This window comes from Acidovorax sp. FW305-C-20-28, assembly GCF_058783375.1.
Window position 1 is genome coordinate 90,951 of the sequence record NZ_JBYSYM010000022.1, and the last position, 14,915, is coordinate 105,865.

General features: G+C 68.1%; 7 protein-coding genes. All 7 read right to left on the bottom strand.

Translation table 11 applies throughout. From position 1 onward, the window contains the following. Positions 1-7: 7 nt before the first annotated feature. The 7 genes from glgA to AC3WOH_RS23300 all read right to left on the bottom strand — a co-directional run bounded on the left by glgA (position 8) and on the right by AC3WOH_RS23300 (position 14,744). Complete coding sequence (glgA, locus tag AC3WOH_RS23270; RefSeq protein ID WP_492231693.1) at positions 8-1,447, bottom strand: glycogen synthase GlgA; 1,440 nt, start codon at positions 1,445-1,447, stop codon at positions 8-10. After that, on the bottom strand, positions 1,444-6,429 hold the full coding sequence (treY, locus tag AC3WOH_RS23275) for a malto-oligosyltrehalose synthase (protein WP_492231694.1): 4,986 nt from the start codon (positions 6,427-6,429) through the stop codon (positions 1,444-1,446). Before treY ends, glgA begins: the two co-directional genes overlap by 4 nt. Continuing rightward, positions 6,426-8,219 (bottom strand): malto-oligosyltrehalose trehalohydrolase, encoded by a 1,794-nt coding sequence (gene treZ, locus AC3WOH_RS23280; RefSeq protein ID WP_492231695.1) that lies wholly within the window; start codon positions 8,217-8,219, stop codon positions 6,426-6,428. Before treZ ends, treY begins: the two co-directional genes overlap by 4 nt. Then, positions 8,219-10,351, bottom strand: coding sequence for a glycogen debranching protein GlgX (glgX, locus tag AC3WOH_RS23285; RefSeq protein WP_492231696.1), 2,133 nt, complete (start codon positions 10,349-10,351; stop codon positions 8,219-8,221). The genes treZ and glgX overlap by 1 nt, the downstream gene beginning before the upstream one ends. Before the next feature lie 65 nt (positions 10,352-10,416). Further along, the gene (locus AC3WOH_RS23290) at positions 10,417-11,721 is read right to left on the bottom strand and encodes a glucose-1-phosphate adenylyltransferase (protein ID WP_492231697.1); all 1,305 of its coding nucleotides are present in this window, start codon (positions 11,719-11,721) and stop codon (positions 10,417-10,419) included. 18 nt (positions 11,722-11,739) lie between these two features. Further along, positions 11,740-13,620 (bottom strand): 1,4-alpha-glucan branching protein GlgB, encoded by a 1,881-nt coding sequence (gene glgB / locus AC3WOH_RS23295; protein ID WP_492231698.1) that lies wholly within the window; start codon positions 13,618-13,620, stop codon positions 11,740-11,742. Positions 13,621-14,402: 782 nt separating this feature from the next. Next, entirely contained in the window at positions 14,403-14,744 is a 342-nt protein-coding gene (locus AC3WOH_RS23300; RefSeq protein ID WP_492231699.1) for a hypothetical protein, read from the bottom strand. Positions 14,745-14,915 lie beyond the last annotated feature (171 nt).

Here is a 14,915-nt window from a genome sequence, read left to right on the forward strand (position 1 = left end):
CGCGATCTCATTGTCCAAGTTCGGCCATTACGTGTTCATACTGCGATGCGGCCTTGTCCCAGCCAAAGTCCTGGCGCATTGCCTGCAACTGAATCTTGTGCCAGCGTGCCGGCTCCAGCCAGACCTGCAGGACACGCTGCATGGTCCGATCGAATTCCGCCTGGGTCGGTGCCGCCATGACAAACCCAGTTCCCTGTGCAGCATTGCCTGCGTCCACGACGGTGTCGGCCAGTCCGCCGGTTGCCGTTACGACGGGCAGCGTACCGTAGGCCTGGCTGTACATCTGATTGAGGCCGCAAGGCTCGAAGCGTGAAGGCATCAGAAAGCAGTCGGCCCCCGCCTCGATCTGGTGGGCCAGGGATTCGTCGAAGTCCAGCGTGGCGTGGACCTGGCCAGGGTGTGACTTTGCCAGCGCGCGCAGGCCAGCCTCCAGCGGTTCCTCGCCCCGGCCCAGAACCACCAGTTGGACGCCGCGCGCGAGCAGGGCCGGAACACCCGAGAGCACCAAGTCCACCCCTTTTTGGGAGGTGAGCCGTCCCACCAGCCCAAGCAGCGGCCCAGAGGCCTCGGCCAGCCCGCAGCGCTGGCGCAATGCGGCCTTGTTGAGAGCCTTCGCGCCCAGCCGGTCGGCGTCGTAGGGAGCTGCAATCAAGGGATCGGTGGCCGGGTTCCAGACCGCCGTGTCGATGCCGTTGAGCAGACCATGCAGCCGTCCGGATCGTGCGCGCAGAACGCCGTCGAGTCCGAAGCCCAGCGCCGGCTGCTGGATCTCGCGCGCGTAGGTCGGGCTTACCGTGGTGATGGCATCTGCGAACTGCAGGCCGGCCTTGAGCATCGACAACTGGCCCCAGTATTCCACCCCTTCCATGCCACGGCAGGCCGGCGGAATGTCCAACACCTCGCAGGCATCCATAGGGAACAGCCCCTGGAACGCCAGGTTGTGGATGGTGATCAGGCTCCGCGCCACGCCTTGTTGTCCGGCAGCCCTTGCCTGGTGCAGGTAAAGGGGCGCCAAGCCGCAGGGCCAATCGTTGGCATGCACGATGTCGGCGCGCCAACCTGAGGGACTTTGTTCGGTACCCAGCGAAGCGGCGACCCGGCTGAGCAGGCCAAAGCGCAGTGCCTGTTCGTGCATGGGCGTGTAAGCGGGGTGGCCATACGGTGTGCCGGCGCTGGCATAGAGGGCTGGACACGACAGCAGCAAGAATGGCATGCCATCCGGCGCTGTCATCTGCAACAGCTGGGCTGCGGGCCAGTGTCCCTGAGCGGGCAGGGGCACGATGGCCTGCAGGCTGCCCTCTGCGGCCATGCCGCCATACGCCGGCATGAGGATGGTCACCTCGTGACCGCGTTTGCGCAGGGCGCGTGGCAGGGCTGCGCTGACGTCGCCGAGGCCCCCGGTCTTGACCAGGGGCGCACATTCCGGCGTGGCGAACAGGATCTTCATGGAAGGGGACTCTCTTGTGCGACCAGGACAGCAAAGGGCAGGCGGGCTTGGTTATGGCCTGTCTCACCCAGCACCTGGTCCAGCGGTAGCTGCGCGGCATTGGCCACCGTGCAGCCGGTTAACCAGTCCAGCCAGCGGCCCGGGCGCGCCAAGGCCGGGTGGGCCGAGGCCAGGGCCATGCGTGTGCCGCCCCAGCCGATCTCGCCCAGGCCCACCAGAAGGCGCGCACAGACCACCACGACGGCTTGGTCGCCGCCGATGCGGGCGAAGGCCAGCGCATGGGCCTCGGCCGGGCCCTCCACGGCCAGAGGCAGGTACAGCGCATCGCGGAACAGCGCAGCCATCTGCCCACGCAGCTGCAGCAGGCGCCAGGTGACCAATTGCTTGGCACCGGGATGCATGGCCGGGCCATCGCCCAGCAGCGCACGCCAGTCGGCAGCGCCGGGGAACTGCCCCTCACCCTGGTACAGCGCCCGCAAGGGTTGCAGCGCAGCGGCCAGTTCCGCCAGGTCCACCGGGCGGCGGTTGTCCGGGTCGACCAGCGCAAAGTTCCAGACCTCGCAGCCCTGGTAGATGTCCGGCACGCCCGGCGTGGTGAGCTTGAGCGCGAGCTGGCCCAGGCTGTTGCGAAAGCCATGCGGCGCGATGCGCTGCACGAAGTCCTCGAGCACGGCAACGAAGCGTTCCGTGGACAGGGCCTTGTCGATGTAGTCGCGCACGGCGGCCTCGTAGGCCTCGTTCGGGAACAGCCAGTTGCTCACCAGCTTGGCCTCGCGCATGGCCTTTTCCTTGTAGCGCTGGATGCGCTGCACCAGCTCCTGGCGCTCCTGCGCATCCGTGGCATGGGCTGGCCAGATGCCGACCATGGCCTGGTACAGGCCCCACAGGTCGTGCGGCAGCGGCACCACCTGGCCGTCGACCTCCACCTCGAAGCGTTGGCCGGCCGCCTGCAGGGCCTGGACCGTCTCCTGCCAGGCATCAGGCATCTCGGAAAGCACGTTGAGCCGGGCACGCACGTCTTCCGAGCGCTTGCTGTCGTGTGTGGACGTGGCCAGCAGTTCGTGCGGCAGATGCCGCGCGCGCTGCAGGTTGGCCTGGTGAAAGGCTGCGACCGAGACGCCGAAGCGCCGCGGCTCCGCCCCCACGTCGTTGAGCGAAACCAGCCGCACATAGCGGTAGAACAGCGTGTCCTCCACCGACTTGGCCATCACCGGCGCCGTGAACTGCTGCCAGCGCCGGATGAAGCGCGCGCGCAGCCCGGGCTCGGCCCCGGGCTCGCCCTGCAGCACCGCCTGCAGGTAGGCCAGCACGCCGCCTTCGGCCGAACCCAGACGCCGGCGCGCAGCGCTGATGGCCCAGGCGATGTGCTGCCGGTCGGCCTCGCTGGGCGGGGCTCCGCCAGGCACGACGTAGGTGCGGTACACGGGGAACTGGGCGGCCACCTCCACCAGGGCCACGCGCAACTGGTTGCGCGTGAAGTCGCACACCGCGCGGTCGGCCCGCGTGATCTTGCTCAGCGTGGCCACCAGCCAGGCCATGTCGGAAAACAGCGCCGTCTCGATGATCAGGCGCTTGCACTCGTAGGTGGCCTCCTCGAAGGGCTGGGTGTCCCCGGTGAATTCGCCGTAGATGGCGTCGAAGCGCTCCTGCGCGTCCGCCGCGATGAACAGGCCGTTGACCAGGGTGCTGAAGCGGTAGCCCGTGCCGCCATGCACCTGCCAGTCGGCGGGCAGGGGCTCGTGGTCGGCCATGATCTTCTCGACCACGAGGTACAGCGCCTGCGGCGGCTGGCCCCGGGCCTGGCGCTGCGCGGCATGGCGCTGCTGCAGGCGTTCGAAGTACCGGGCCGGGTCGGCCAGGCCATCGGGGTGGTCGATGCGCAGGCCCGTGACCTTGCCCTCGGCCAGCCAGCGCAGGGGCAGGGCGTGCACGGCCTCGAAGACCTCGGGCTCCTCCATGCGGATGGCTGCCAGCGCGTTGATGTCGAAGAAGCGCCGGTAGTTGATGTCGTCGCCCGCCACGCGCCAGTCGGCCAGCCGGTAGGCCTGGGCCTGGAGCACGGCGTCGAGCAGGTCGAAGCTCGCCGCATCCCCCTTGTGCCCATTGGCGCGGGCCAGGCAGGCCTGCACCCAGTCGGGCACCCAGGGGTGGGCCTGCGCCAGGTCGGCCAGCCGGCGCTGGTACAGGGGGGCATCGCGCAGGCGCGCGGCGCGCTGCTGCGGGTCGTCGCTGCCCTGGGGCGGCAACTGGCCCAGGGCGTCCACGAGCGAGGCCATTTCGGCCAGCTCGCCGGCCGGTGCGGCCGCCGGCATGGCCACAGCCCCCAGCACCTGGGCATAGCTGCGCGGATCGAGCGGAAACACATGGTCCCAGTAGCCCACCTGCAGGCGGCCCTGCGCGGCGTCGAAGCGCAGTTGCAACTCGCCGGCCTCCAGCAGCTTGCCGTAGTGGTCGCCCAGCACCGGCAGCAGCACGCGCCGGCCGGTCTGCGGGTTGGCGGGCTGCCATTCGATGTCGAAGGTGGCGGCATGCGGCGAGGCCTCGCCGTGTTCCAGCATGTCCTGCCACCAGCGGTTGGCCGGGTCTTCCACGCCCATGTGGTTGGGCACGATGTCCAGCATGTGGCCCATGCCGCGCTCGGTCAGCGCCTGGCACAGCGCGGCATGCTCTGCCTCGCTGCCGATTTCCGGGTTGAGCAGCGTCGGGTCCACCACGTCGTAGCCATGCATGCTGCCGGCGGCGGCCTTGAGGTAGGGCGAGGTGTACAGGTGGCTCACGCCCAGTTCGTGCAGGTAGGGCACGACCGCGGTGGCTTGCGCGAAGGTGAAGCCCTTGTTGAGCTGCATCCGGTAGGTGGCGCCCGGCACGTCGGCCGACGCCAGCGGGGGCAGCTCGGCGGACCGGGCCGCCAGCGCCGGGCGGCGCACGCCCCCCACCGCCTGGCCGATGGCCTCGAAGCAGGGATCGCCGGCCAGATCCTCCAGCGGCACGGCCATGCGCTGGCGCCAATTGGGGTAGCGGTCCTCGGTGGTGCCCGGCACGTTGAGCTGCTCGCGCTGCCCGACCAGGTCTTCGAGCTGCACGCCCAGCAACCAGCAGGGCGTGCGCGCCAGGAAGGCATGCACGGCGGCAGCCAGCGCAGGCGTCATCTCAGGGGCGGTCTGGGCGTCCAGCGTGACGCCCGGTGGCAGCAACTGCTCGGCGTCGAGCGCAGCCAGCAGATGGGTGCGGTCCTGCGCGCGTGCCAGCTGGGCACGCACCAGGGCATCGGTATCCCCAAGCCAGCCCAATGCCTGCTGGATGGCAATGTCGTCGCCGCTCCAGAAGCCCTTGAGCGTGGGCAGGTCGTGCGTGCTGACCACGGCCAGCGCCTGGGGTTGCCAATCGGCCGGCGGGCGGAAGGCGCCGCCCTCCAGGCGCTCGAAGATCAGCGGCTTGTACGACAGCAGCGCATGCTCGGCCATGGCCTTGCGCATGCGCGGCGCCACGTTGCCCAGGTCCTCGCCGATCACCATGCACTGGTGTCGGTGGCTCTCGATGGCCATCACCGCGACCAGGGCTTCCAGCGGGTAGCGCACATAGGTGCCGCCGGCGGGGCTGTTCCAGTACAGGCGCATGAGCGCCATGGCGTGGTCCATGCGCAGCGCTCCGGCATGGCGCATCACGCTCGCCAGCAGTTGCCGAAAGGGCGTGAAGCGTGCCGCGGTCAGGGCCAGCGGGTTGACCGGCGGCAGGCCCCAGTCCTGGCCCTGGGTGCTCAGCGGGTCGGGCGGGGCACCCACGTTCATGCCGCGGGCATACAGGCCCGGCGACATCCAGGTCTCGGAGCCGCCATCGCTCGCACCCACGGCCAGGTCGCAGTACAGCCCCAGCGCCATGCAGCCGCGCGCCTGCTCGAAGGCGCCGGCCAGTTGGCCATGGGCCAGCCACTGCAGCCAGTAGCGGTAGGCCACGGCATCGGCATGCTCGCGGGCAAAGGCCTGGGCCGCGGCGCCCTGCGGGTCCTGCAGTTCCTCGGGCCAGGCAGGCCAGCCCCAGATCGAGGGGTCGCTGGCGCCCAGCGCCAGCTGGATGGCTTCATAGCGGGCGTGCTGGCCCAGGGTGGCCTGGTGCTCGGCCATGAAGGCATCGAAGGCCCGGCCCCGTTCGGTGTTGGCGCGCCAATGCCGGGCGGCGAAGTCCTGCCAGAGCAGGGCCAGCACCGGCTCCTTGAGCGCGGCCACCTCGCCATAGCGCACGGTGGCGCTGGCCCGCACCCCGTGCAGGCGCTGCTGAAAACTGTTGTCCGCCACCAGGGCCTGCGCCGCTGCGCAGTGCGCATATTCGGGCACCGCCGTGGCGTCGATGTGCATCACGTTCAGCGCCAGCCGGCTGCTCGGGCTGTAGGGGCTGGCCTGCTCGGGGTGCTCCGTGCGCAGCGCGTGCAACGGGCTCACGCCCACGAAGGCCGCACCGCGCGCCGCTGCCAGCTGCACCAGGGCGCACAGGTCGGTGAAGTCGCCGATGCCCCAGTTGCGCTCGGAACGCAGCGCGTACATCTGTGCCGTGATGCCCCACCAGCGCTCGCCGGCCTGCAGGCCCTTTGGCAGCCAGCAGCGCCGCGGTGCGACGATGAGCAGGCGCTCGGCCTCGGGCGTCTGCAGCAGGTAGTAGCCGCTGGCCAGGGTGGCCGGAAGCTCGACGATGGCACCATGCCCTTCCAGCAGCGGGGCTGCGCCCGCATCCTCGGGCAGCAGGCGCCAGGCACCGTCATTGTCCAGTCGCACCTGCGCCGGCTGGGCGTGCTCCACGACGATGGGTGGCGGCGCGCCACCATCGGCATGCTCGCCCATGGCGCTGAGCGCCTTGGCCAGCACTTCGGGCGGCACCGTAAGGCGCTCGCCCCAGAAGCTGGCGTATTCGGTGGCAATGCCGGCGCGTTCGGCGCGGCGGTGCAATTCGTCCGCGCCGAGCAGGTCCGGGGCAGGGGTGCCCTGGCTCATGGCGCACCCTCGCTGCAGGTCCAGCGCGCCGACCAGGGGGCCCACAGCCGCGCATCACCCGCCCAGCGGTGGCTGAACACCTCCACGGCGGCAGCCGAAGGCGTGGCCTCCACAGCGTCCGGTCCCAGGTTCATTTCCATCCCCAGCGTCGTTCCGCCCTGGTAATGCCAGGCCACCCGCAATCCGCTTTCCCCCACGAATTCCGCCACATGCCCATGGGCAGCCAGTTTCTGCGCCCGGGGCTGCAGCCAGGTGCGCCGTGCCGCCAGGGCATGCTGCAGCAAGGCCTTGCGCGCCTGGCCGGTGGCAGTGGCCGATTCATCCCATTGCAGCTGGCTGGCCTGCAGGGTGGCCACGTCGCAGGGGTCGGGAAGCACCGCCTCACCGGTCACGGCATGGCCGAACTCGCGTGCCCGCCCGTCGCGCACGGCATCGCGCAAACTGCCATCCCAGTTGGCAAAGTACAGGAATGGCGTGGATGCGGCAAATTCATCGCCCATGAAGACCATGGGCGTCGCCGGGGTCAGGAGCGCCAGCAGCAGCGCCAGCTCCGCCCCCTCGGCCGGCGCCAGCTGCCCCAGCCGTTCGCCGAAGGCGCGGTTGCCGATCTGGTCGTGGTTGCCGATGAAGTTGACCATGCACGTCAGCGGCACTGGCTCGCCCCCGGCCACGCTGGTTGCCCCGGGAAAGGCGAAGCCATGGGTCAGCACCCGCGCCAGCAGGGCCAGCGGGTGGCGCGCGAACTTGGCGTAGTAGCCCTGGGATTCGTCCGTCAGCGCCACGTGCACCGCATGGTGGAAATCGTCGTTCCACTGGGCGTCGTACAGGCCGGGTTCGGGGGACGGGGACAGGCGCGCAGGCTGGTTGCGTTCGTTCTCCAGCACCAGGTGGACCTGGCGACCCTCTGCCGCGGCCAGTGTGCGCACGCGCGCACTGAGCTCCTGCAGTATGTCGGGCCGGCTGTCGTCGGCAATGGCGTGCACGGCATCCAGGCGCAGGCCGTCCAGGCCGAACTCCTCGATCCAGTACAGCGCGTTGTGCACGAAGAACTCGCGCACCGTCGCGCTGCCCTCTTGGTCGAAGTTGATGGCCGCGCCCCAGGGGCTGGCGTGGTTGCTCGAAAAGAACTGGGGCGCATAGGCGTGCAGGTAGTTGCCGTCGGGTCCGAAATGGTTGTAGACCACATCGAGGAACACGCACAGTCCCAGGGCATGCGCCTCATCGATGAAGCGCTTGAGTTCCTCGGGGCTGCCGTAGGCGGCGTGCGGCGCAAACGGCAGCACGCCATCGTAGCCCCAGCCCCACTGCCCGCCAAAGCTGGCCAGCGGCATCAGCTCGATGGCCGTGAAGCCCAGGGCAGCCAGCTCGGGCAGCCTGCGGATGGCGCAGTCACAGGTGCCCGATGGTGTGAAGCTGCCCAGATGCAGCTCGTAGAACACCAGTTCGTTCCAGGGCCGACCTCGCCAGTCCGGCGTCTTCCAGGCATAGGCGCCCGGGTCGGTGAGCACGCTGGGCTCGTGCGGCCCCCAGGGATTGCTGCGCGAGGCGGGGTCGGGCACCGTGAGCTTGCCGTCGATGACCCAGCGGTACGGCGTTCCCGCTCCGGCGTCGGCCGCGCTCGCCTGCCACCAGCCGCTGTCGGAACGGGTCGCAGGCAGGGTGCGGGCGGCGGCCTTGGGGGCAGGCCGGTACCACAGGGAGGCTTCCTGTGCCAGGGGCGCCCACAATGAGAAGCGCGCGCCGCCGCCGGCCAGCAGCCGTGCGCCGAAGGGCATGGTGTGCGAGCGCATCAGGCGGCGGCCGCCGGTGGGGTGGCGGCGAATGGCGCAGTCAGTATCGCCATCGACCGTGGCAGCAGCGTGTGTTGCCCCCCGGCCTCCACGGTGGTCGCACCTGCTTCACCGCCCACGGCCACCACGTGCGCGTCGCGCGTGTCCACGCGCAGCGTCCAGGTCCTGCCGGCTTCCTGCGCGGGCAGGGTGAAAATCGCATCGGCATCGCTCGCATTGAACAGCAGCATCACCGACAGTTCGGACTCGGCCACGCCCTCCATGACCGCGGCCACGCAGCGCACGGCCGGGTCGTTCCATTCTTCTGCGGTCATGTCCATGCCCCAGACGCTGTGCCAGGCCACGGTGACGTGGTGCGCAAGTCCGGCTTCATCCACCGGCCACACGTGGGGGCGCACCACGGGCAGTGCCTGGCGCAGGGCCAGCAGCGCCTGCGTGTAGGCCTGCAGTTCGGCGTGTTCTTCGGCGCGCTGCCAGTCGTACCACGACAGGGCATTGTCCTGGCAGTAGCCGTTGTTGTTGCCTTGCTGGGTGCGCCCGAGCTCGTCGCCGCCCAGCAGCAGCGGCGTGCCGTGCGACATGAACAGGGTGGTCAGAAAGTTGCGCACCTGCCGAGCGCGCAGCGCCAGCACGCCGGCATCGTCGGTATCGCCTTCGGCGCCGCAGTTCCAGCTGCGGTTGTGCGGCTCGCCGTCCTGCCCGCCTTCGCCGTTGGCCTCGTTGTGCTTTTCGGTGTATGCCACCAGGTCTGCCAGGGTGAAACCGTCGTGCACCGTGACCATATTCACGCTGGCCGTGGGCCGGCGCCGGCGCGGTTGGTACATGTCGGCCGAGCCGCACAGGCAGGCCGCAAAGGCCTGCAGACTGCCGTCGGCATTGGCCCAGTAGTCGCGCACGGCATCGCGGTAGCGACCATTCCACTCCATCCAGCCCACTGGAAAGCCGCCCAGCTGGTAGCCGTAGGGCCCCAGGTCCCAGGGCTCGGCGATCAGCTTGGTGCGCGCGAGCACCGGGTCCTGCGCCAGCGCGGCAAAGAATGGTGCGCGCAGGGTGTAGGCGCCCGCGGCGTCGCGCCCGAGCGCCGAGGCCAGGTCGAAGCGAAAGCCGTCCACGTGCATCTCCTGCACCCAGTAGCGCAGGCTGTCCATCACCAGCTGCAGCGCGGGCGGGCTGCTGGTGTCCACGGTGTTGCCGGTACCGGTGTAGTCCATGCACATGCGCCGATCTTCAGCCAGCCGGTAGTAGGCGGCGTGGTCTATGCCCTTGAGGCTGAGCGTAGGCCCCAGGTGGTTGCCTTCGCCCGTGTGGTTGTAGACCACATCCAGGATCACCTCCAGCCCCGCCGCGTGCAGCGCCTTGACCATGGCTTTGAACTCATCCACGCCTCCGTCATGGCCAGCACGCGCCGCGTAGCGCGGCTCCGGGGCGAAGAAGGCCACGGTGTTGTAGCCCCAGTAGTTGGCCAGCTGCATCTCCACCAGCCTGTGGTCGTCGATGAAGGCCTGCACGGGCAGCAGCTCGATGCTGGTCACGCCCAGTTGCTTGAAGTGGGCGATGGCGGCCGGCGAGGCCAGGCCGGCATAGGTACCGCGCTGGTGCTCCGGGATCCCAGGGTGGGTCTGCGTGAAGCCCTTGGCATGCACCTCGTAGAACACCGTGTCACGCGCCGGGATGCGGGGCGGCGCATCGTCGCCCCAATCGAAGCGCGAGCGCACCACGCGCGCCTTCACCGCCGTGCGGCCGTTGTCGCGGGTGCCGGGCACCAAGTCCTGCTCGGGCTGGTCCAGTTCGTAGCCGAACTGGTCGGGCGCCCCACGCACCGGCCGATCCAGCGCCCTGGCATAGGGGTCCAGCAGCAGCTTGGCACTGTTGCAGCGCAGCCCCTGTTCGGGTTCGTAGGGGCCGTGCACGCGCAGGCCGTACTTCTGGCCGGCTTTCACGCCGACCACATGGCCATGCCAGACATTGTCGGTCAGGCAGGGCAGGGCGATACGGTCGAGTTCGCGGTCGTTCTCCGAGTACAGGCACACCTCCACCCGCGTGGCCACGGACGAATACACCGCGAAGTTCACGCCGAGCTTGTCCACCGTAGCCCCCAGGGGCCAAGGGCGGCCGTTGCCGACCTGCTTCATGGGCCTTGTCTGTGCGCGCGGGCGGGTGAGGGCGGGCAGGGGGCCTGCGGAATGGACGGCCGGCTTCATGCGGCGGCGCGGAAGTCATCCACCGCCAGCGCCACCGGCGGGCGCACCCGGTCCACCTTGAGGCTGCTGCTCACCACGCTGCCGCGCGCGGGAAAAAACTGGCGTGGCACCACCACGATGCCGCTTTCCGTCACATGGAAGCGCTTGCGGTCCTGCTCCAGGTCGAAGCCGATGCGCTCGCCCGGCGGGATGTCATTGTCCTGGTCGATGATGGCGCGGCGGATGTGCGCACCCTGGCCGATGCGCGAGCGCTCCATCACGATGCAGTGCTCCAGCCGGGCCTCGCGCTCCACCATCACGGAGCGGCGCAGCATGGCGTGGTCGAGGGCGGCACCGTCGACGATGCTGCCCGAGCCCACCACCGAGCGGTGGATCAGCCCATTCTCGATCTGGGCCGACTCGGCCTGGTCGGGGCTGGCATAGATCGGCCACTCGCGGTTGGTCATGCGAAAGCGCGGCGTGGCGCCCAGCGTGTCGAAGTGCGCGTCGAAATACGCGTCGATGGTACCCACGTCGCGCCAGTAGGCGTGCTCTTCGTAGGGCGCCGTGCCAGGGATCTCGTTGGCCGTGAAATCGTAGGCCATCAGGCGGTGCGATTGCAGCATGGTGGGCAGGATGTCGCGGCCGAAGTCGCTGTGGCCTGTGGCGTGGGCCTTTTTCAGGGCTTCCAGCAGCACGTCGGCGTTGAACAGGTAGTTGCCCATGGACGCCAGGGCGTGGGTGCTGCTCCCCGGCATGGGATTGGGTATCGCCTTGGGCTTTTCCACGAAGTTGGCGATGCGGTGCTGGGCGTCCACCTCCACGATGCCGAACTGGTTGCATTGCTGCAAGGGCACAGGCAGGGTGGCCACACTCACATGGGCTTGGCTGGCACGGTGGAAGTCCACCATCTGTCGCACGTCCATGCGGTAGATGTGGTCGGCGCCGAACACGGCCACGATGTCGGGCTGGAAGGACTCGATCAGGTGGATGTTCTGGTACACCGAGTCGGCTGTGCCCTGGAACCACTCGGGGCCGTTGCGCATCTGCGGCGGCACCACGGTCACGAAGTGCTGGGGGATGAAGCGCGTCATCGTCCATGAACTGCGGATGTGCTCGATCAGCGACTGCGACTTGTATTGCACCAGCAGGTAGATGGAATAGATCTCCGAGTTGACCAGGTTGGACAGCACGAAATCCACGATGCGGTGCTTGCCGTTGAACGGGACGGCGGGTTTGCAGCGTTCGGCTGTCAGGGGGTGCAGGCGCGAGCCTTCACCTCCGGCCATCACGATCGCCAATACGTTTGCAGTGCGTGACATAGCAGTAGCTCCAGAGGATCAGGCCCGGGATGGGCGGTTGGAAAGCAGAAGGGTGGAAAGGGGCGGCACCGTGAGGTGCAGGTGGGCCGGTTGGCCGTCCAGCGGGGCGGGCGTGGCATCCACGCCGCCGAGGTTGCCCATGCCGCTGCCGCCATAGGCTTCGGCATCGCTGTTGAGCAGTTCGAACCAGTGGCCGGCGGCGGGCACACCCACGCGCAGTGCCGCAATCGGCTGCGGTGTGAGGTTGTGCACGGCCAGCACGAAGTCGTCGCCCGCGCGGCGGATGAAGGCTAGCACCGTGGTCTGGTGCGGCTCCACCGGCATCCAGGCGAAGCCCTCGGCATCAAAATCGTGCACGTGCAGCTCCGGGCGTTCGCGGTAGGTGCGGTTCAGGTCGGTCACCCAACGCGCCATGCCGCTGTGCCGCGCCTTGGCCCACAGGTGCCAGTCCAGCGTGCGCTCGTGGTGCCATTCCTCGACCTGGGCGAACTCGCCGCCCATGAACAAGAGCTTCTTGCCCGGGTGCGACCACATCATTCCGTACAGGGTGCGCAGGCCGGCAAAGCGCTGCCAGGCATCGCCCGGCTGGCGCGATAGCAGGCTGCGCTTGCCATAGACCACCTCGTCGTGCGAGAGCGCCAGCACGAAGTTCTCGTGGAAGGCGTAGACCATGGAGAAGCGGAGGTCGCCCTCGTGCCATTGGCGGTGCACGTGGTCACGCCGCATGTAGCGCAGCGCGTCGTTCATCCAGCCCATGTTCCACTTCATGCCGAAGCCCAGGCCGTTCGCATGCACCGGGCGCGACACCCCAGCCCAGGCCGTGGACTCCTCGGCGATCACATGCACGTCCGGGAACTCGGCATACACGGCGCAGTTGAGGTCCTGCAGAAAGCGCACGGCCTCCCAGTTCTGGTGCCCGCCATCGGGGTTGGGCACCCATTCGCCCGGCTTGCGCGCGAAGTCCAGGTAGAGCATGGACGACACCGCATCCACGCGGATACCGTCGAAGTGGTACTTGCCCAACCAGAACAGCGCATTGCTGATGAGGAAATCACGCACCTCATAGCGGCCGTAGTTGAAGATCAGGCTGTTCCACTCAGGGTGGAAGCCCTTGCGCAGGTCTTCGTGCTCGTAAAGCGCTGTGCCGTCGAAGCGCGCCAGGCCATGTGCATCCGCGGGAAAATGCGAGGCCACCCAGTCCAGCAGCACGCCGATGCCGTGCTGGTGCAGCGTGTCCACCAGGGCCATCAGGTCTTGCGGGTTGCCGTAGCGGGCCGTGGGGGCAAAGTAGCCGGTGCTCTGGTAGCCCCAGGAACCGTAGAACGGGTGCTCGGCCACCGGCATCAGCTCCACATGGGTGAAACCCAGCGCATTGCAGTGCGCGGCCAAGCGCTGGGCGATGTCGCGGTAGTTCAGCACGCGGCCGTCTTCCTGGCGCTGCCAGGAACCCAGGTGCACCTCGTAGATGGACATGGGCGCCGCCAGCGCCTGGCGCTCGCCACGCTCCGCCATCCAGGCACGGTCGTTCCATTCGTAGTCGAGCTTCCAGATCTGCGAAGCCGTGCCCGGCGGGGGTTCCTGCCGAGTGGCGTAGGGGTCGGCCTTTTCAATCCAGTGGCCCTCGGCGTCTTCGATCCTGTACTTGTACAGGTCGCCATGGCCAGCACGTTCTACCGTGGTAGTCCAGCGCCCCGATCCATCGTCCATGTTCAGCATGGCACGGGGCGTCCAGTCGCTGAAACTACCGATGACCTGCACCTGCCGGGCGTTGGGCGCCCACACGGTGAAGCTGGTGCCAGAAGGGACGATGTGCGCCCCAAGCACTTCGTGTTGCGCGAAGTGAGACGAGGCCGCCGCCGCAGAGGCTACAAGGGATATTGAGTGCGCGGCGGCGTTCATGGCGAGAGAGTGTTGGCCTCCATGTTGTGCTGCACTGCAATATGGATTTGCAAGACCGCCAGCACTGTTTCGGTAGGCGTTCGCCTACAGGGTGTGTCTCACAGGGCGTGCACCCACTGATGATCGCCCTCGTACGCCATCGAGATCACGATGTGTATCCATTGCCTGCAGCTGTCGTGGAACCTGAGCAATCCAGCCACGGTGCGACTTGGCGACTTGGCAAGTGGCCGTGACCGTTGTGTACTCTGGTGTCCACCACCTCGACGAGGGTCCATGCGCCGACACAGAAGGCCTGGAAACAGTCGCAGCGACGCCTCCCAGCATTTGAGAGGGGAGTGCCACGAGGGGCAGCGGACAGGCTCCTGGAGCCGCCAAGGTCCAGCTCAGCGGTGATAAGTTCAGTAGACGGTGAAGGCGGCTCCACTCCGTCAGCGGGCAGCCACTCAGAGAAGGGGGGGAGCGCCAGGCCATCCGGGACATACCACTGCCGCTCGCTGGATCCCAACAGCCCCCCAGCGCCTTGACCCGGTCTTTGTCGCGAAACGATGAGTGAGATAGGTGCCGCTCATGGGCCCGCCTCGGGTAGGTCGGGCACCCAAGGAACACCTCGGCGCCACGATTGCACGTCAAGAAACTCACGCTCGCAGCCAATGCAGCGTAGGCGACTCGTGGGGCGCATTACGCCGCTTTCGTCGCGCGCGATCACCTTGCGGTAGCTGGTTGCGCCGCAGACGCCGCAGAAGTTTCTGGGTGAGGGGGAAACCGAATCCATGCCTGTAGTGTCACCGCCTGTCGTCCACCACGTTGAACTCGAACCGGAAATTGACCGCAGCTGTGTCTGGCAGCGTCAACACCAGGCGGGTTTCCTGGGGATGAAAGATCGTCTCGCCGTCGCTCTGCACCGCGCCATAGTTCACGGTGAGGGTATCGACCTTGGTGGTCGCGGTTTTGCGGGTTGCTTCCCAGCCGAACTTGCCGGGGCGCAGCTTCTGGCGCTGCAGCCAGGCCCAGATCTCAACGAGTTCGGCTTCGACTTCGGATTGCTGGGCGCGGCTGGTTTGGGCTAGGCCGGTGAACTCGTACTGCTGGTCGCGCAGGACCCATTTGAATTGGAAGTGCTTCATCGGTGGGCGGTCGGGATGGAAGATTGTCCCAAATCCGCCAGCTAGGCAGGCCCACAAAAGAAAAAATGGCCCGAAGGCCCTTCTCCGGATCACCCCATAGGAAGATCCATGCGAGGTTCTGTTGCCCCTGCTGGTATGCAGGACCTGATGGACAGGCAGCTGGTCCGTCTA